A 19,236-nucleotide genomic window follows, 5' to 3' on the forward strand; every position below is an offset into this window, starting at 1 on the left:
AACTGCCAACTGCTAACTTCCCACCGCGACTGACACTGACACTTCGACCCCGCTCCGTCACATCTCCTTGCGCCAAGCTCCGCGAATGTCTCCGACTTCGCGGCCAGTTGTCCACCTCGATTGCGACTACAACTCCGACGCCACCACCAACCACCACCCACCAAATGAACCCACTCAAAACAAAACGCCTCTTTCTACTTTTGCCGATCGCGCTTTTCTCCTGCCAGGATCGGACTGCCGATCACTCCGTTCACACCATAGCCGATACAAAACCAGCGAAGCTGGATGTAGCCGGACAAGTCTATTTCTATGCACCGGAGTTGGATAAAAAGACGTGTGAAGCCTACGGGGAATGCGACTGCTGTTCGGGTAACATCCTGTTCCTGGATGAACGTACCTTTTTGACCATCGACATTTGTGAATCTGACGTCTCGTATTACAAAGGGACGTATAAAATAGTCGATGGCAACCTCTTACTTTCCTACGCCGGTGTAAGGGTGGAGAAAAACTACAATTGGGAGAGAGAAACCGATACCACGGGAACCGTCACAACCGAGTATCTTATTGAAACTTCAAAAACCGACCCCCGAACGCAGACGCTCACACGTATCGCGTGCGAAAAGAACACCTGCTTCAAAACAAACGATACGGAAGCCTTCTTTGCCAGTCCCGACAAAAAACAGAAAATCGCCGATCTGGTCAGGCAAATCGAGGAAGACGGTATTTGGGAAAAACTGGAAATGAAATAATCTTGAATGCCCATGTCCCCGCTCCGCCACATCTCCTGTGAATCAGGCTCCACAAACGTCCCAAACCTCACTGCCAACTGTCCACTGCGACTGCGACCGTATTTCGAGCGCAGCCGATAAATCTAATGGCATATGCGCGTAAGCGGCGTCATTCCGAGCGCAGCGAGGAACCTCTCACCGCTGCGAAACATCTCTCTCACCACCAAGCTCCCCGAACGTCCCCGACCTCACAGCCAACTGCCCACTGTGATTGTCACAGCCAACTGCGACTGCGACTGCGACTGAAACTGCCTACCGCCCACTGCTCACTGCGACATAGTCCACAGACATAGATACTCCCCGTATACCCCGTATATACCCCGTGTATAAAGCGTATATAAAGCGTCTATGGTGACAAAGTACGTCCGTAGCCGTCACAACACGCCAGAAACGGATCAACAACAACATACAGGCAAATCCCATGTATAGCCGAATTAGGACAATGAAGTACATCCGTATAGCTAAAACAAGATGTATTTCGTAACCTGTATAGCTATTTTAGGACGGGTCAAAAGCATAGATACTGTATAGATACTGTATGGATAAAGTATCAATGGTGACAAATTTTGTTTTTACCCCTGCAACGCAAGAACCAAGAACTATGAACCAAGAACCATGAACCATGAACTATCAACCATGAACTATGAACTATCAACCATAAACTAAACACAACTGTGTAGCAATTCCCCCTTCCGTTCGTCAAGTCCACATCAATCATCAACCAATCATGAACGAACGACTCCAAAAAATCCTGTATTTCCCCATTACAAAAATAATTGTGTGCATCGCGGTTTGCTTTTCCCTTTTTGTCGGCGCCCAGAATCTTGTTTTAAAGCCCCTGTTCTACAGCTTCATTCCAGACCAGGACCTCGCAAACCCCTTTATCCATATCATTTCGTGTTTTGTATTACTCTTTAGCTACTATTTCTTCTTCCGCTTTTATGACAAAAGGGAAATAAAAGAACTCTCCGTAAAACACCTGGCAAAAGAAATGTTCGGAGGTTTTGCAGTAGGGTTTTTGACCATTTCCTTGGCTATTCTTATCCTGTATGTGTTAGGGTATTATCACGTCATTGAAATGTCAACCGCCCATTATCCGATACGATTATTCACCACGTTAGTCGTTGCGGCATTAATCGAAGACCTTTTTCACAGAGGATTGATCTTTCGCGAAATGGAAAAATGGCTGGGCACCCACATTGCATTGCTCATTGTCATGTTGGTTGAAACCTCCCACTTTTTTAATCCCCATGCCAACCTGTTCACCCTTTTTACCGATTTGTGCTGGGGGTTTACGCTGTCGATGCTTTTTGTCTATACAAGAAGACTTTGGCTAACGTATTTCTTTCATCTGGGTTGGAACTTTGCACAACCCTTTTACGGCTCAAACCTAACCGGACTAAATAATCTGGGAACCATTATTAAATCAAGGTTCGAAGGCCCGGTACTACTCACCGGTGGTGACATCGGAATTGAGGGGTCTGTTATAACGGTTCTTTTTTTAATAGCAATCGGCATATTCCTGTATTATAAAGCCCGTAAGGAGGGTAAAATCATAAAAAGGAAAACGATTGGGTAAGACCACCCGATCCTCCACATCCCACACGCGCCACCAAGCTCCTCGAACGTCGCCGACCTCACAGCCCACTGCCCACTGCGACTGCGACTGCGACTGCGACTGAAACTGCCCACTACGCCTACATTTCGAGCGCAGCCGAGAAATCTAATAACCTTTGCGTAAGCCGCGTAATTCCGAGCGCAGCGAGGAACCTCAAAAACAGAGGAATAAGTGGTAAGATAGGGTAAGGTAGTTCGGCTTCCACCGCGACTGCGACTGAAATCCGCGACTTCGCGGCCACTGCGACTGCGACTGTATTTCGGGCGCAGCGAGGAACCCACCACCACAGAGGGATAAGTAGTAAGACTGGGTAAGGTTGTTCGGCTTCCACCTCGATTGCGACTGAAATCCGCTACTTCGCTACTTCGCGGCCCACTGCGACCGCGAATGTGACTGCGACTGTATTCCGGTCGTAGCGAGGAACCCACCACCACAGAGGGATAAGTAGTAAGACTGGGTAAGGTTGTTCGGCTTCCACCTCGATTGCGACTGAAATCCCCGACTTCGCGACTTCGCGGCCTTTGCCAACTGCGACTGTGACTATATTCCGAGCGCAGCGAGAAACCTCAAATGCACTCGTGACCATGACTGGATTATTCCAAGATCCAGAGAATACGCCCTTCAAAGGAAGGAAATCCGCTTTTTGCAAAAGCGTCGGATTTTTTTACGGCCGTAAAACAGTCATCCTGGCGGCTGCTGTTCTCCGTCCATAAAAAAATCCCGCCTATCGGCAGGATTTCCTTTCATCGTGACCATGACTGGATTCGAACCAGCACGCCTTGCGGCACCACCCCCTCAAGATGGCGAGTCTACCAGTTTCTCCACATGGCCAGGTAGTCTTATTTCAATCTGTGACCCGACTGGGGCTCGAACCCAGGACCCCAACATTAAAAGTGTTGTGCTCTACCAACTGAGCTATCGAGTCAAGTGCGTTCCGGGAAAGTGGGTTAGTGACCCGACTGGGGCTCGAACCCAGGACCCCAACATTAAAAGTGTTGTGCTCTACCAACTGAGCTATCGAGTCATGGTCATTCCCTGAATGCGGGTGCAAATATATGATGATATAATTTATTTTTCAAACCAATTTTATGATTAATTTGCCTTTTTTGAACACCGGGCTTTAAAGCCTTACAACATAAGGAATTACCAATGGCTGTTGTCATTCTTCTGGGGTATATGGGCAGCGGCAAGTCGACCGTCGCCAACGCCATTGGCACCCAAACCGGCTGGCCTGTCATCGACCTTGATGCCGTCATCGAGGCGCGCGTCGGACAATCCATCCCCGCCATCTTTTCAGAAAAAGGCGAATTATACTTCCGAAAACAGGAACGCGAGGCCCTGCAGGAGGTACTGAAGCGTCCGGATTTCTTCGTGCTCGCCACCGGCGGTGGCACACCCTGTTACTACGATAATATCAAGGTGATGAACCAACACGGACACACCTTTTTCCTCCAGGCATCCGTGGTTACGCTGACGGAACGGCTGCGAACATCTGCGACGCAGCGCCCGCTGCTCGACGGACTCTCCGAGGAAGCACAATCGGAATTCATCGCCAAACACCTTTTCGAACGCAATACGTTTTACCAACAGGCACAACACTCCATAGCCGTCAACGGGAAGTCGCCGGAAACAATCGCTGCGGAAATTCTGGGGAAACTGGCTTAACTGAGGACGACGGTACTCGCGTTTTCATCAAATACGACTTCCACATGCTCCTGCAGCGAAGTCGAAAGCGAAATGCCCTTAAAATCGACTTTTACCGGATACTGCTTGTGGTTGCGGTCAACCAACACCGCGGTCTTGAATTTTTTGAGGGGTACCTCAAGGAAGTGGCGTACACCATATATCAGGGTGGCACCCGAGTTGAGCACGTCATCCGCCAACACCAGTCCTTTTCCCGCATAGGCATCCGGTGCCAAAGTGGTGCGGATCGGGGCTAACGGGTTCTTTTTGTCCATTTCCACCTTACAGCGTGTCACCACAAGGGGCGATATCTGCTCGAGTACCTCCGCTATTTTTTCCGCAAAGACATAGCCATTCGGCGCGATGCCGGCAATGACGATGGAGGTCTCATCCGGAAAGGTCTCATAAATCTGGTACGCAATCCGTCGGATCGTGTGCTGTATTTCGTCGTGGGTGAGGATAGGGGCGTGGCTCATAAGGTCCGATTCTTCCGTAAAAATACGACTTCCCGATTATTCCACATCATCTTCCACAAAATCACCACTGTATTCCTCAAGGTCACGACGGTCTTTTTTGGTAGGCCGTCCCTCGCCGGTTTTCCGGTAGTGCTCTTTCGAAAGTTTCAACAACTCAAGGTGCGCATACGATTCGGCCGGGGTCTCGTCTTTCCGGTAGATGTCGACCAACTTCGCACCCACGCGGTTTGCCGGAATATCGAGCACCGACACGATATGCGTGATCTGGTCTTTTCGGAACGTAATCTTATCGCCCGGAAACACTTCCTTGGAGGCTTTTGCCACGATACCATTCACCGTGACGTGGTTTTTCCGGCAGGCCTCCGTCACCATATTACGGGTTTTGTAATACCGTACACACCACAAAAACTTGTCGATTCTCATGTGTTTAAAAAAATCATAAAAAGGGTGGGGATGAAATCAATATTGTATCTTGCAGCGCAAAAAAATACCGGACCCATGATCCACAAATGTACGTTTTATTTTTCGCTCTTATTGGTGGCGTCGCTCTTTGTTTCCTGCCGTAAGGACGATAATTCAACCGAGCCGCCGCGCGACCGTGCTGAGCAATATGCGGTCGATATCGACTCGATCGAAGAATACCTGAAGACCCATTATATGACCGTGACGGAAACCAACGGACTCATTGACGTTACCGTTGCAGCCATCCCGGCAAACGGCACGCAGACGTCTATTTGGGACAATACCGAATACCCCCTCCAGAATAAAGTCATCAAGAATTCAAACCGCGAAACCAACCGGGTAGACGGTCGGGTAGACGATCCGGTTGACTATAAAATGTACTACCTGATCCTAAACGAAGGAGGAGGCGCGCGTGGCGTGGTAACCGATTCGGTTTACTGCTCGTACCGCGGCTGGACGCTTGACGACGAGGAGTTCGACCGCAGCGATACACCGTTTTGGTCAACCTTCCCGGCACTTAGTACGTCGGAGACTGCATTGATTGCCGGGTTCCGGGAATTTGTCCCAGAACTGCGCGCGGCGGAAAATACCATTGACAATGGCGACGGTACCTATACATTTCAAGACTATGGGGCCGGACTCGTGTTTCTTCCGTCGGGTCTTGCTTACTTCAACTCGGCTTCTGGCAGTATCCCGGCGTATTCTCCTTTGGTGTTCCTGATTCGACTGAACGGAGTCAAGGAACGCGACCACGACCGTGACCGGGTCCTCTCTGATTACGAGAACCGCGATGCCGATGGAAACGTTGTTACGGATCTTTTTGCAGTCGACACCGACGGTGATAATATCCCTGACTTTCTCGATATCGACGATGACAACGACTCCTATTCCACGAAAAACGAAATACGGATTACCGAAGGAGGAAGCGACTATTACCCCTTCGATCTGATTCCGAACTGCACGGGCGGCAGCAAGAAAAAGCACCTTGACCCGAACTGTCACTAAATAAAAAACTCCCGCTATCGGCGGGAGTTTTTGTTTTGCTAAAGATCTTTATTTTTTCCTTGCGATAACCTTCTTCGCTGCCGCTTCAATCGCTGCCGCACTCAGTCCGTATTTTTCCATCAACTGTTCCGGTGTGCCCGATTCGCCGAAGGTATCGTTCACCGCAACAAACTCCTGTGGTGCCGGATGCTGCGTCGCCAACAGGCGCGATACGCTTTCCCCGAGTCCGCCCAGGATGTTGTGCTCTTCTGCTGTTACCACACATCCCGTCTTCGCAATAGAGGCGAGGAGGGCCGCATCGTCCAGCGGTTTGATGGTGTGGATGTTGATCACTTCAGCCGAAATACCGTCTTTTTCGAGGGCTTCCGCTGCCAATAGGGCTTCCCATACCAAATGTCCCGTTGCAACAAGGGTCACGTCTCTTCCTTCATTCAATACAACCGCTTTCCCGATTTCGAAGGGCTGGTCGGCCGGAGTGAAATTCGGCACTACCGGACGTCCGAACCGCAGGTACACCGGACCATGATGGTCGGCAATCGCGATGGTCGCGGCTTTCGTTTGGTTGTAGTCACAGGTGTTGATGACGGTCATGCCCGGAAGCATCTTCATCAATCCGATATCTTCCAGTATTTGGTGCGTAGCGCCGTCTTCTCCCAATGTCAAACCCGCGTGTGACGCACAGATCTTAACGTTCTTATCGGAATAAGCGACAGACTGCCGGATTTGGTCGTAAACGCGTCCGGTTGAGAAATTGGCGAATGTCCCCGTGAACGGAATCTTCCCGCCAATGGTAAGTCCGGCCGCAATACCGATCATGTTCGCCTCGGCGATACCGATCTGAAAAAAGCGTTCGGGATGGTTTTTCTTGAAGTCGTCCATTTTCAGTGAACCGATGAGGTCGGCACACAGGGCTACGACATTTTCGTTTTTCTGGCCCAGTTCCGTAAGACCGGCGCCAAATCCGGAGCGGGTGTCTTTGCTTCCGGTGTTTTCGTATTTTTTCATGAAGAAGTAATCAGTCGTTAGTAGTTAGTGGTCGGTAGCACGTATCGTACAGTGTTCATCGTACATCGTTCCTTCTAATAGTCGCTTTCACTCTCGCAATAGTTCTGCGACAGCGCCGCTTCCAGTTGGGCGTCGTTCGGTGCTTTTCCGTGCCAGGCGTGGGTGTGCATCATATAGTCGACGCCGTGGCCCATCTCCGTGTGCAACAGCACGCAAACCGGTTTTCCTTTTCCGGTGCGTGATTTCGCGTCGGTCATTCCGGTGATGATCGCCTCGATGTCGTTGCCTTTCGCAATTTCCACTACGTCCCAATCGAAGGCCAGGAATTTCGCTTTCAGGTCGCCCATGTGTAACACTTCATCCGTGCTGCCGTCGATCTGTTTTCCGTTGAGGTCGACCGTGGCGATGAGGTTGTCGATTTTCTTCGCTGACGCATACATGATCGCTTCCCAGTTTTGGCCTTCCTGTAGTTCGCCGTCTCCGTGCAGGCTATACACGAGGTGTGCATCGTTGTTCAGTTTTTTGGCGTGTGCGGCTCCGATAGCCACCGAAAGTCCCTGTCCGAGTGAACCAGAAGCGACCCGCACCCCTGGTAACCCTTCATGCGTAGTAGGGTGGCCCTGCAGCCTCGAATTGATATGGCGGAAGGTAGCCAGTTCCGATACCGGAAAGTAGCCGCTCCGGGCCAAAACGCTGTAAAAAACAGGCGAGATATGGCCGTTCGAAAGGAAAAAAACGTCTTCGTCACGACCGTCCATATCCCAACCGTCCTTGCGGTCCATCAGGTTTTGGTAAAGGGCGACGAAGAATTCCGTACACCCCAGTGAACCTCCAGGGTGGCCCGAGTTCACCGCGTGTACCATGCGGAGAATGTCGCGTCGCACCTGGACGGCCAGGGTGTTCAGTTGTTGAATGTTGCGTTTCATAGTGTGTTTTAGGTTAAACCGCTGCAAAGATAGTCCATACGGAATGCGGTTGCTGTTGATAACCTTCCATTATGCTAACAACACGATTTCCGTCCTGTTTTTTATCGTTGTGCTAAAAGAGTATGAACCAACACCTGTTGTAATGACTATGATGCCGATGCAAAAGTCCTTATTCCTGAAGGATTGTAGAGATTGTATGGGCGATTTCGGGGATTTTATTTTTTGCGACGTCCCAGACGATCGAATAATTCACGCCTATATAATCGTGTATAAGACGGTCTCTCATGCCAGCCATATTTTTCCAGGGGACGGACGTCCACTTCAATTTTTGATCTGCTGGAATCTTCTTAGTAGCTTCGCCAATAACCTCGAGGCTTCTTATGACGGCTCGCTTCAATGTTTCATCTTCCAGAAAAGTCGGATAATCGATTAGCGCTGTCACTGAAACAAGGTAGTGGCATTCGTCGGAAATGTGGCGTAGAAGCTCCGTTGGATCTTTATACATACTGCACCTCGTTCAGGATTTTCGGACCGATGTAAGGACTCAGTCCATTTTCGGTCACCACCTCAATTTTTTCATTTTGAAACAGGTATTCCAACAGGTCACAAGCCGCCATGAAGTTGTCGAAATTCTCTTTTTCAGGCTCGAAATCGATAAGGAGGTCGATATCGCTTTTTGCTGATTGCTCACCTCGAAGATACGAGCCAAACAAGCCCACACGCCGAATGCCAAGTTGCGATAACTTTGCTCTATTCGACTTTAATGTCCTTAGTATGTGGTCTTTTGTCGTCATAAAACGTTACCAAATATACAAAGTCTTTCATTGCTTTGTCCCCACACATTACGCTTCCGCCTCCTGCTTCCGCATCATCCCCCGTACCACCAAAACGATACCGGCTATAATGAACGGAATACTCAGCCACTGTCCGGTCGACAGCACATTGCCCAGTTTGTTTTCAAACCCGCCCTGGCTGGCTTTTACGAATTCCACCATAAACCGCACCGTCCACAACAGGATCAGGAAAGTGCCGAAAATAAGTCCGGTTTTCTTACGGGCGTCTGTCTTCCAATACAAAAACAACAATATGCCCAGCACCACCACATAGCTGACGGCCTCATACAATTGGGTCGGGTGGCGGAACGGAATGGCATTGAGGATGTCGGCATACTGCGGATCGTTCTGTATGAGCTCGTACGCCTTGGTTTCCGACATCGCGTGCGTTACCTGCATTGGGTTTTTGTCATCCCAGAATTCGCTTTCGCGGATGAATTTCACCGCATACCAGTTATCGCCCGAGGTCACTTTTCCGTAAATCTCCGAATTGAAGTAGTTACCGATACGAATGAAAATACCACCCGCCGTCACACCCAACACGATCCGGTCGAGCGTCCACAGCAACGGTTTTTGAAGGAACTTCCGGCTGCAATACCACATACAGATGATAATGGCGATAGCCGCACCATGACTCGCAAGCCCTGTGAAACCAGTGAATTTCCAACCATCCGACGTTTCCCGTATCGGAAGCAATATCTCAAGCGGATGTTGCTGGAAATACGGCCAATCGTAAAAGAACACCTGTCCGAGGCGGGCACCCAAAAACGCGCCGATGGCAGTCCAGATAAAAACGCTGTCGAGTTTTTCCTGCGAAAGGCCTTCGCGTTTGAACATAGGTTTGACAATGTAATAGCCCATTACAAACCCGGCCACCCATGTGAGGCTGTAATACCGGATCATGACGATACCAAGGTCAATGCCTTGCGGTGGATTGGAAATGATGTTCAGTGCAAGCATAAGTAGGTGTTATCAGTTTATTTCGGTGGCACCGGGTCATAGCCCGATCCACCCCAGGGATGGCAACGTAGAATCCGCCAAATGCCCAGTCGCAGGCCTTTTAGCAGTCCGTGGGTTTGCAAGGCCCCAATCATATACGAAGAACAGGTGGGCGCAAACCGGCACGACGACGGCAGCAGCGGCGACAGCACCCATTGGTACACCCGTACTAGTCCGACGAACGGAGCGATCAAAAGGTGTTGCCATCGGGTTGCGGTCATATCAATAGGTAAAGGTAGTACCTTCTTTTCCGTCTTTCAGTTGTATGCCCAAAGCAGCCAACTGGTCGCGTATTTGGTCGGATAGCGCCCAATCGCGATCGGCCCGCGCTTTGTTTCGCATGTCGATCAGCAGTTGAATGGTGCCATCGAGCTTTTCCGTATGGGTATCGGTGGCTTCCGATTTGTTACGAATGCCCAACACGTCGTAGAGAAACGTCTCCATAAGCGTGCGGAAACGGATAAGGTCGGCTTCCGTCAGCGTCGCGCTTCCGTCTTTCAGCAGGTTCACAAACCGAACGCCCTCGAAAAGATGCGAGATCAGGATAGGCGTGTTGAAGTCGTCATCCATCGCCTCATAACACGAACGTTCCCATCCGGCAACGTCAAGGGTAGAGGTAGGGCCCGACGTCAGTTCCGGCAGCGCATCCATGGCCTCCATCAGGCGGTTATAGCCTTTCTCGGCAGCCAGGATCGCATCGTCCGAAAAATCGAGGATACTGCGGTAATGTGCCTGCATCATGAAAAAACGGGTCACCGCGGCCGAAAACGGCTTGCTCAGGAAAGGGTTGTCACCGCTCAGGATCTCGCCCGGCAGGATGTTGTTACCCGTACTCTTCGCCATTTTCTTCCCGTTCAGCGTCAGCATGTTGGCGTGCATCCAGTAATTCACCGGCGCATGCCCCGTCGACGCTTCGTTCTGTGCAATTTCGCATTCATGGTGCGGAAATTTCAGGTCCATCCCGCCACCGTGTATGTCAAACCGCTGCCCCAGGTATTTGGTGCTCATTGCCGTACATTCGAGGTGCCAGCCCGGGAAACCGTCGCTCCACGGAGACGGCCAGCGCATGATGTGCTCGGGTTCGGCCCGTTTCCACAACGCAAAATCCTGTGCATTGCGCTTGTCGGTCTGCCCGTCAAGGTCGCGGGTATTTTCCAGCATGTCCTCTAGGTTCCGCCGGCTCAATACGCCGTATTCAAAGTCATTGTTGAACTTCACCACATCGAAATACACCGATCCGTTCGACACATACGCATATCCTTTGTCCAGAATTTGCTGCACGATGCCGATTTGCTCGATGATGTGTCCGGTAGCCGTCGGCTCGATACTGGGCGGAAGGAAATTGAACTGGTGCAGGATCTCATGAAAATCGACGGTATACCGCTGCACGATCTCCATCGGTTCCACCTGCTCCAACCGGGCTTTTTTTGCAATTTTGTCTTCGCCTTCATCCCCGTCATCCACCATGTGGCCCACGTCCGTAATATTCCGCACATAGCGCACTTTATAACCGAGGTGCCGCAGGTAGCGGTAGATCATGTCAAACGACATAAACGTACGCACATTACCAAGGTGTACGTTACTGTAAACCGTTGGCCCACAGACATACATGCCAATATGGCCCTCGTGAATGGGGGTGAACACTTCTTTCTCGCCCGAAAGCGAATTGTAGATCTTAAGAGGATGGTCCTTATACAGCATCGTCCGTGTGGCTTTGAGGGGCCTAAGATACTCCGAAACTCGGAAACAACGAAGTGCCCTGCGAAATTATCTGCCCGCGGAAAGGGGGTAGGAGGGATGGGAAGCTGATCCGGCTTTCCCCTGCAACGCCTTTCGTCGCCGCGCCGCATTTGCAGACGGCCACACGAGCTTCCGTTGGTCGCTGTGTGGCCGTCGCAACTGCATGCCGCGCCTCCTCAGGCGTTTCCGGTACAATCCGGGCTAGGGCGTTAGAACTTCGTTTCGAGTCGGATGTATTCGAGGAATTCCTTCCTGACGTTCTCGTCTTTGAATTTCCCCCCAAATTCTGATGTTACAGTACTACTTTCGATATCGCGGATACCGCGTGAATTCACGCATAAGTGCTTGGCGTCGATGATACAGGCCACGTCTTCTGTGCCGAGTGCTGCCTGCAACTCCTGCACGATTTGCATGGTCAGTCGTTCCTGCACCTGCGGGCGTTTTGCGTAGTAGTCGACGATGCGGTTGATTTTCGACAGGCCAATCACCTGTCCGCTTGAAATATACGCCACATGCGCGCGGCCCACGATCGGAAGGAGGTGGTGCTCGCAGGTCGAGTAAACGGTGATATTCTTCTCTACCAGCATCTCGCCATATTGGTAATGGTTTTCGAAGGTAGAGGCTTTGGGTTTACGGTTAGGGTGAAGTCCGCCGAACGTTTCCTTAACAAACATTTTGGCCACACGGTTCGGGGTGCCTTTCAGGCTGTCGTCGGTAAGGTCGAGACCTAGTGTAAGCAGGATATTTTCAACATCCTTTCGGATGCTCTCTATTTTTTGTTCATCGGTCAGGTCAAAGGCGTCCTCACGCAACGGAGTTACTGCACTTGTAGTAAAATGGTGGTGATCGTCGAAATCGGTAGGAAGACTCATTTCAAATATTTGTTTAGGCAAAGATAATAAAGTCTTAAGCATGAAATGGGGTGCAGGGGGGATGCGCCGCGTCTGTGCACTGTAATTTTACTTTTGTTCAAGTAGGGTTTTCGTTAATTTGGTTGTTCTGATTTTGAGAAAAATGCACGGTTCAGGTTAGCATTGTTAATATAAGGTAACCTGAACCCCGTTTTCGTAAATTTTATGTACATTTCGCGCTTTAAAAATCAAAAGATGGGATTCAGGAAATTAGGAATCATTCCGTTTGTTCTTTGGGGAACTTTAACTTTTGCTCACACGACCTTACGAGGTGCTGTTGTAGCGCAAGCCTTACAACCCGATACCGCCACGGTAAATCAGAACACAACGGCTTCGATTAACGTATTGGGAAATGATATCCTGAGTGCGGCCGGGGGTAACGTAATGGCGATTGCGGCAAGCCCCACCTACGGAACTGCCACGATCAATACCAACGGTACGCCAGGTACTATTTCAGACGACACCATCCTTTATACTCCTTATTTAAATTACACTGGGACTGACTCGTTTAACTACTCGGTAACCGATGTAAACGGTGTTTCGCAGACGGTTTCGGTTTCGATAACGGTCAATCCGGTGGCGCTTTCCATCACCACGAGTGTCCTTAATGAAAGTTGCCCCGATGCAAATAACGGCTCCATTATTGCGTATGCGAAGAATGGTATTACGCCGTATACCTTTTTTACGCTTTCCGGCCAAATGTCGGCTACGAGTGCAACCGGCGTTTTCACCGGACTCGAACCGGGCACCTATAATGTGACCATAACGAGTTCCAGTGGTGCAACGGCTACTGCATCGAATCTTATAGTATATCCTGCGAACGATCTTAACCTCACAAGCGATACAACCATTTGTGCGGGTAACCCGAAACAATTAACCGTAAGCGGAGGGGGTGCAACGTATGCATGGACCTCCACACCGACCGATGCCAGCCTGACACCAGGAGGTACAATACAAAATGTGGCACCGACGCAAACGACCGTTTATACCGTCACCTCCACTATTCCATTGGATCGTAATCTCATTGCCAATCCGTCTTTTTCACAAGGGAACAAGTTTTTCTACAGCGATTACACGTTTGCAGGCAATAATAACTCCAATATTCCGAGGCGATACGGTGTGTTATCAAACACGTCGGCCTGGTCAACCGATTATGGCTCGTGCTCGGACCACACGGGCTCAAACGACCAAATGTTGATCGTATCCGGCTCCCACACAAACGGGGGTAATGACATCGTGTGGAAGCAAATCGTGCCTGTCGCTTCGGGCCAAAACTATCTTTTTAAATATTGGATACAGAACCTCTCCGGCAGTAATCCTGCCAATATGGTCGTTAAAATCAACGGTGTACAGGTCGGAGGTGTTAATGCAGTCGACCCTAATAACGCCTGCGGCACCTGGATCGAGCATACCTATGCCTGGGCATCGGGCAGCGCCACTACTGCAGAAATCGCGATTTATGACACGACGGTTGCGATCGCGGGTAACGATTTTGCGATCGATGATATTTCCATGAAACGCACGGGCGAAACCTGCACGATGACTAAGTCGGTTACCATTTCGACCGTCAACCAATTGACCGCGACGATTGACGGTCCTGTCACACAGGTTTGTCCAGGCTACTCGGCCCCGCTCACTTTTACAGGTACCCCCTTCACGACGATCACGTTCACATCGCCGGCAGGCAACGGATCTGTAACGCTGAATGCACAAGGCACCGCTACATATTCGCCTTTTGTGCTTGATACGACCACCTTCACACTGGGAACTGCTACCAATGGTACGTGCAGTAACCCCTTGACGGGAAGCTTTACCATATACGTGTATTCTACGTCGGCGGCACCTTGTACCTCCGAACAGCCCTTTCCGTATCCGACCGCCAATGTGCAGATTGAGGCGCCGGTGCCGGTTTGTTACGCGGGTGGCACTACCACGTTAAAGGCGAGTTATTATCTTCCGAGACCTACGACAGGCTATGGGGTGAAATCGATACCTTACCAAAACCTGTACTCCTACACGGGTGGAACGCCAATGGACGCTACGCAGGACGATATATTTACACCCCCCTTTACGATTCCGTTCAACTTCTGTTTTTATGGAAATAACTATTCGCAATTGACGATCGGAACTAATGGTATGATTAGCTTCGACCTATCCAATTCTGGTAATACCTGTCCCTATTTTTTCTCCCAGTCGATTCCGAGTGCTGCGATGCCAGTTAAGAATGCCATATTCGCGGTGTATCAGGATACCAATATTGCTTCGCCTCCGGTAACCAATACATCAATCCAGAATGTCAACTATTATGTCGGTGGCGTTGCACCAAACCGCTATTTTGTGGCAAACTTCAATGAATTACCACAATTTAAGTGTAATAATACCGTCGGTTTGCAGACTTATCAGGCAATCTTGCACGAAACCACTAACATTATCGATATATACATCAAGAATAGAACTCCCTGCACTACATGGAACCCAACTTTAACTTGTTGTGGAAACGGCCTTACAGGTGTTATCAATTCCACGGGCACTCAGGGTGTTCCGGCGCCTGGTCGTAATACTGGAACGTGGTCTGCATCTAACGAGGGCTGGCGGTTTTACCCCTCCGGTTCAGGTGCTTCACAGGCGACGGTCCAATGGACGGATAGCGCCGGTAACGTAGTTGGAATGGGTGATCAGATTCAGGTACCTGTTAATGGTCCTGAGATCTACACGGTAAAGGTGACTTACACCACTTGCTATGGTACTTTCGATGTGACGGACAGTATCGCGGTAGATGTCGAGCCATCGCTGGGCATTACGGATGCTTCTGACATTACCGTTTGCGGTCAGTCAACCGGGCCGTTCAACTTTGGAAACATCAATCAGGATGCTGCCATACTCACCGGTTTGGTGCAGAGCGATTACGATGTGTCGTATTATTTAGATCCGGAAGATGCCCGTAACTGGGCGGGTAACTCACTCACGCCGGCACAATTGGCAAACTATACCGTCACAAACGCGTCGGATCTTCCCAGAACGATTTACGTTCGTGTGACGGAAGTCAACCCCACCCTTGGTTGCGACAACTACACCCAGTTTACACTGGATGCATTTAGTCCGGGGGGTAGTATAGCGTATCCGCAAAGTACGTATAACATTACCGTGCCTAATACCACTGCGGCTGTCACGATGTCGCCCGATCTGGAAACCGGCGGTACGTTCGCTTCGGACGTTTCCGGTATTATATTGGATCCGGCTACCGGTCTTGTCAATGTCACCAGTAGCGCGCCAGGTACCTACAATATAACATATACCGTATCCGCACCGGGCTGCCCGTCTTATACCACACCACCGTTTACGTTGGTACTTGAGAACACTTGTATAGTCGACGCAACCGCTTCACAAACTGCGGTCTGCAGTGGTACCAATATCGACCTTTTCGCAAGCGGAACAGAGATCAATGCGACGTATGCATGGACAGGCCCCAGCTTTACTTCTAACCAACAGAATCCGGCCGGTGTAGTATTGCCTACGACACCAGGCGACTATGTGTACCATGTAGATAAGACGGTTTTTGGCTCTATTTGTGCCTCCGACGACATTACCATTTCCGTCTACGAAATCCCGACGGCTGCTTTTGCCGTTTCGACCTTCCCGGCCTGTGTGGGTGATACTCCTAGTGTATCGGTAACGGGCACGCCAAATGCGGTGGTTACGGTGTATGAACAAGGCACCACGACGCCTATTTCGGTCACGCTCGACGCCACGGGTGTTGGGTCATTCACGACCCTTGCGGTGACTTCGACAGGCATGGTATACGAACTGACACGTGCTGAATCGACTACGACGCCGGTCTGCGCCACGGATTATACCCCTGGCACGGTGACGGTCACCATCACGACAACGCCTCCGACAGCGACGGTAGCGGCGCCGCCGACGGCTGTCTGCTCAGGTGATACGGCTACTTTTACCGTTACGGGCACACCGAATGGTGTTGTAAATTATACGCTGGGTGCCGCGGGAGGTTCCGTGACTCTCGACGGAGCAGGTACGGCCCCGGTTACGACCGGTCCAATTACGGCTGGGGTAACTATAACGCTTAACAGCATCGTGTCGGGTAGCTGCACCACGCCGCTCTCTGCCACGGCTTCTGCTTCGGTATTGCCATTGCCAACGGCGAGCTTTACGGCTACTACGACCATCTGTGCGCAGCAAGCGGCGGTGATCGACTTCACCGGCACGCCGAACGCGCAGGTGACCTTCACTGATAGCAACGGCACCTCCAATACGATTACCCTAACAGCAGGCGGTACGTATCAGTATACCTCACCGTATCCGATGACGGCCAACGGCACCTTCACCCTGAACAGTGTGGTGAGTGCCACCACACCGGCCTGTACGCAAACCCTGAACCAACAGTTGAACTTCACGGTCAATGCCCTTCCAGCCGTTACACAGGATCCGGCCCCGGCCACACAGGCAGCCTGCGAAGGCAGCACGGTGACCTTTACCGCTGCGGGAACAGGAGCGGGAGTGGGGTATCAGTGGTACGGTCCATCCGGACTGATCACCGGTGCCAATAACGCGACGCTGACCCTGACCAACATCACCCTGGCCCAGGAAGGAAATTACTACGTTGAGGTAAGCGGTACCTGCGCGCCTTCACCGCTTTCGGCCAATGCCTTTTTGGATGTGACCGACGCTCCGGCCATCACAAGCCTTGCAGCCAATACGGTGCTGTGTGAAGGATCGAACTATAGCATCACGGTAAACGCCACCGGAGATAACCTATCGTATGAATGGCGCAATGCTGCCAACCTGGTGGTAGGCAATACCGCGACACTGACCATCGCTTCGATCACCCCGGCCAATGCGGGTACCTACACCGTTACGGTGAGTGGGGCCGCAGGCTGTACGCCGGTATCGCAATCGACGACCCTTACCATCAATGCCCTTCCGCAGATCACCACCCAACCGGTGGGCGCGACCATCTGCGAAGACGAAGGCTATACCTTTACCGTAGCGGCTACCGAGTCGCTGTTGAACTTCAACTGGTACCACGGCAGTCCTGCGGCACTTGTCAAGAGCGGTCCGGATAACTTCCTTACCGTTGCCGGTACGATGGCCGATGAAGGCACGTATTATGTAGAAGTCACCAACCCGTGTTTACCAAGTCCGGGTGTTACCAGTACAACCGTTACGCTGAACATCGAGCAGAAGCCACGCATTACGGTGCAACCGTTATCCCCTGCGCCGATGTGTACGGGCGAGAACTTTACCCTGTCGGTCACCGCCACAGGCGAGAACCTTGGCTACCAGTGGTATGGTCCGGATGGCAACCCGATTGCGGGGGCTACCTCGACCAGCTACAGTGTGACCGGCGCCCAGGTGAACCAATCGGGGAACTACTTCGTTCGGGTGAGCAACACCCTGGGTGAATGTAGCCCGGTTGATTCGACACCGGCCACTATCACCGTGAACCAGGGCCCTGCCTGGACAGTAGAGCCAGGTGATCTGAACCTGTGTGTTGGAGAGGCTATCCTGCTTAGCTCACAGGCTTCAGGCGATGCCCTGACCTATAGCTGGTATAAAGACGGAGTGGACCTGAACGTCCACACCCCTGATCTTACCATAGCCGCCGCCGATGTGGATGTGACCGATGCGGGTATTTACCGCGTGGAGGTCACCAGCCCGACGTGCCCACTGATTTTCTCAGAGGCCATTGTTCTGGTTTACCCAGCTCCGCAGGCAACGATAGCTAATGGCAACGAGCCTGAAATCTGTGAAGGACAAAGTGCTGATGTGGTCTTTAGCGGTACCCCGAATGCGGTGGTGACCTATACGATCAACGGGGGAGCACCTCAGACCATTGTATTGAGTCCGGGCGGGCAGGCCATCCTGGCTACGGGCCAACTGGATGCCACGACTGAGTACACGCTGGTGAGTGTGATTACGGGCAGTGAGCCGTATTGTTCGGCTCCACTAGCCGGACTTCCGAACACCACGGCTATTGTAAAGGTTGACCGGATCCCGGATGTGGACCTTCCACAGGATACCTACCTCTGTTTTGACGCGGCGGGTAATCTGTTGGGTGTACACGATGCGTTTGAAACGGGGCTTGACCCGGCTATTTATAGCTTCCAGTGGTATTTTGAGGGCAATCCGATTGCAGGAGCTACCGGATCGGGTTATACGCCCGACAGTGCGGGCCAGTATCGTGTGGAAATAACCAATAATACGACGAATTGTACTTCGGCTGCTACGGCTCCGGTTGTGTCCTCGACGGCTCCGACTTCGATCACGGCGGCGGATGTGACTACGGGTTACTTCGCCGATACGGCTTCGATTGTAGTGACGGTTGACCCTGTAGGAGACTACGAATACCGTCTGGATGACGGTCCGTGGCAGACCAGCAATACCTTCACGGGTGTCAGCAACGTATTGGGCTATGCCCAAACGGGCAGTCATACGGTATATGCCCGCGACCTGAAGTCTTGTGGACAGGTAGAGTATGCGGTGTATCTGGTAGATTACCCGAAGTATTTCACCCCGAATGGCGACGGCATCCACGATACGTGGAATATTCCGGTGATTAGTGGTCAACCGGGTGCGCTGGTTTACATCTTTGACCGTTCTGGTAAACTATTGAAACAAATTTATCCGAGCGGTACCGGTTGGGATGGTACATTCAACGGCAACCAGATGCCTGCCGATGATTACTGGTTCCTTATCCAATATGAAGAAGCCGGCATTACTAAAGAATTCAAGGCACACTTTACCCTTAAGCGCTAAAAGCGGGTTTTGTTCA

General features: G+C 51.2%; 15 protein-coding genes and 3 tRNA genes. 5 read left to right on the forward strand and 13 right to left on the reverse strand.

The window, feature by feature from the left end:
* Window positions 1-164: 164 nt before the first annotated feature.
* On the forward strand, window positions 165-749 hold the full coding sequence (locus MKO97_RS07565) for a hypothetical protein (protein WP_241102605.1): 585 nt from the start codon (window positions 165-167) through the stop codon (window positions 747-749).
* Window positions 750-1,566: 817 nt separating this feature from the next.
* Window positions 1,567-2,367, forward strand: coding sequence for a CPBP family intramembrane glutamic endopeptidase (locus MKO97_RS07570; RefSeq protein WP_241102606.1), 801 nt, complete (start codon window positions 1,567-1,569; stop codon window positions 2,365-2,367).
* A gap of 788 nt (window positions 2,368-3,155) precedes the next feature.
* Here MKO97_RS07570 and MKO97_RS07575 read toward each other — a convergent pair.
* The 3 genes from MKO97_RS07575 to MKO97_RS07585 all read right to left on the reverse strand — a co-directional run bounded on the left by MKO97_RS07575 (window position 3,156) and on the right by MKO97_RS07585 (window position 3,430).
* Window positions 3,156-3,237, reverse strand: a tRNA-Leu gene (locus MKO97_RS07575).
* Between the two features lie 21 nt (window positions 3,238-3,258).
* Window positions 3,259-3,331: transfer RNA gene (locus MKO97_RS07580), tRNA-Lys, on the reverse strand.
* Window positions 3,332-3,357: 26 nt separating this feature from the next.
* Window positions 3,358-3,430: transfer RNA gene (locus MKO97_RS07585), tRNA-Lys, on the reverse strand.
* Between the two features lie 125 nt (window positions 3,431-3,555).
* On the opposite strand from MKO97_RS07585, the gene MKO97_RS07590 reads away from it, so the two are divergent.
* Window positions 3,556-4,071, forward strand: a complete 516-nt coding sequence (locus tag MKO97_RS07590) for a shikimate kinase (protein WP_241102607.1) — start codon at window positions 3,556-3,558, stop codon at window positions 4,069-4,071.
* Here MKO97_RS07590 and MKO97_RS07595 read toward each other — a convergent pair.
* Complete coding sequence (locus MKO97_RS07595; RefSeq protein WP_241102608.1) at window positions 4,068-4,565, reverse strand: phosphoribosyltransferase family protein; 498 nt, start codon at window positions 4,563-4,565, stop codon at window positions 4,068-4,070. The genes MKO97_RS07590 and MKO97_RS07595 overlap by 4 nt on opposite strands.
* A 36-nt stretch (window positions 4,566-4,601) precedes the next feature.
* Window positions 4,602-4,988: an RNA-binding S4 domain-containing protein gene (locus MKO97_RS07600; protein WP_241102609.1), complete on the reverse strand. Its 387-nt coding sequence runs from the start codon at window positions 4,986-4,988 to the stop codon at window positions 4,602-4,604.
* A 75-nt stretch (window positions 4,989-5,063) separates the two neighbouring features.
* Between MKO97_RS07600 and MKO97_RS07605 the strand changes: the two genes are divergently transcribed.
* Window positions 5,064-6,032 carry an FKBP-type peptidyl-prolyl cis-trans isomerase gene (locus MKO97_RS07605; RefSeq protein ID WP_241102610.1) on the forward strand — a complete coding sequence of 323 codons (969 nt, stop codon included), beginning with the start codon at window positions 5,064-5,066 and terminating at the stop codon, window positions 6,030-6,032.
* A gap of 48 nt (window positions 6,033-6,080) precedes the next feature.
* On the opposite strand, the gene MKO97_RS07610 is transcribed toward MKO97_RS07605, so the two are convergent.
* The 8 genes from MKO97_RS07610 to folE all read right to left on the reverse strand — a co-directional run bounded on the left by MKO97_RS07610 (window position 6,081) and on the right by folE (window position 12,407).
* The gene (locus tag MKO97_RS07610) at window positions 6,081-7,037 is read right to left on the reverse strand and encodes a transketolase family protein (RefSeq protein WP_241102611.1); all 957 of its coding nucleotides are present in this window, start codon (window positions 7,035-7,037) and stop codon (window positions 6,081-6,083) included.
* Window positions 7,038-7,111: 74 nt separating this feature from the next.
* On the reverse strand, window positions 7,112-7,963 hold the full coding sequence (locus MKO97_RS07615; protein WP_241102612.1) for a transketolase: 852 nt from the start codon (window positions 7,961-7,963) through the stop codon (window positions 7,112-7,114).
* 169 nt (window positions 7,964-8,132) lie between these two features.
* Entirely contained in the window at window positions 8,133-8,468 is a 336-nt protein-coding gene (locus MKO97_RS07620; RefSeq protein ID WP_241102613.1) for a DUF86 domain-containing protein, read from the reverse strand.
* Entirely contained in the window at window positions 8,461-8,757 is a 297-nt protein-coding gene (locus MKO97_RS07625; protein WP_241102614.1) for a nucleotidyltransferase family protein, read from the reverse strand. The genes MKO97_RS07620 and MKO97_RS07625 overlap by 8 nt, the downstream gene beginning before the upstream one ends.
* Window positions 8,758-8,805: 48 nt before the next feature.
* Window positions 8,806-9,756, reverse strand: coding sequence for a prolipoprotein diacylglyceryl transferase (gene lgt / locus MKO97_RS07630; protein ID WP_241102615.1), 951 nt, complete (start codon window positions 9,754-9,756; stop codon window positions 8,806-8,808).
* A 17-nt stretch (window positions 9,757-9,773) separates the two neighbouring features.
* Complete coding sequence (gene yidD, locus MKO97_RS07635) at window positions 9,774-10,016, reverse strand: membrane protein insertion efficiency factor YidD (RefSeq protein ID WP_241102616.1); 243 nt, start codon at window positions 10,014-10,016, stop codon at window positions 9,774-9,776.
* Between the two features lies 1 nt (window position 10,017).
* The gene (cysS, locus tag MKO97_RS07640) at window positions 10,018-11,496 is read right to left on the reverse strand and encodes a cysteine--tRNA ligase (protein ID WP_241102617.1); all 1,479 of its coding nucleotides are present in this window, start codon (window positions 11,494-11,496) and stop codon (window positions 10,018-10,020) included.
* Window positions 11,497-11,744: 248 nt separating this feature from the next.
* Window positions 11,745-12,407 (reverse strand): GTP cyclohydrolase I FolE, encoded by a 663-nt coding sequence (folE, locus tag MKO97_RS07645; RefSeq protein WP_241102618.1) that lies wholly within the window; start codon window positions 12,405-12,407, stop codon window positions 11,745-11,747.
* A 234-nt stretch (window positions 12,408-12,641) separates the two neighbouring features.
* Here folE and MKO97_RS07650 point away from each other — a divergent pair, with 234 nt between their 5' ends.
* A complete protein-coding gene (locus MKO97_RS07650; protein WP_241102619.1) occupies window positions 12,642-19,220 on the forward strand; it encodes a T9SS type B sorting domain-containing protein in 6,579 nt (2,192 codons plus the stop codon).
* Window positions 19,221-19,236 lie beyond the last annotated feature (16 nt).

Origin of the sequence: Flavobacterium sp. HJ-32-4, from assembly GCF_022532105.1 — a bacterium.
Lineage (GTDB): Bacteria > Bacteroidota > Bacteroidia > Flavobacteriales > Flavobacteriaceae > Flavobacterium.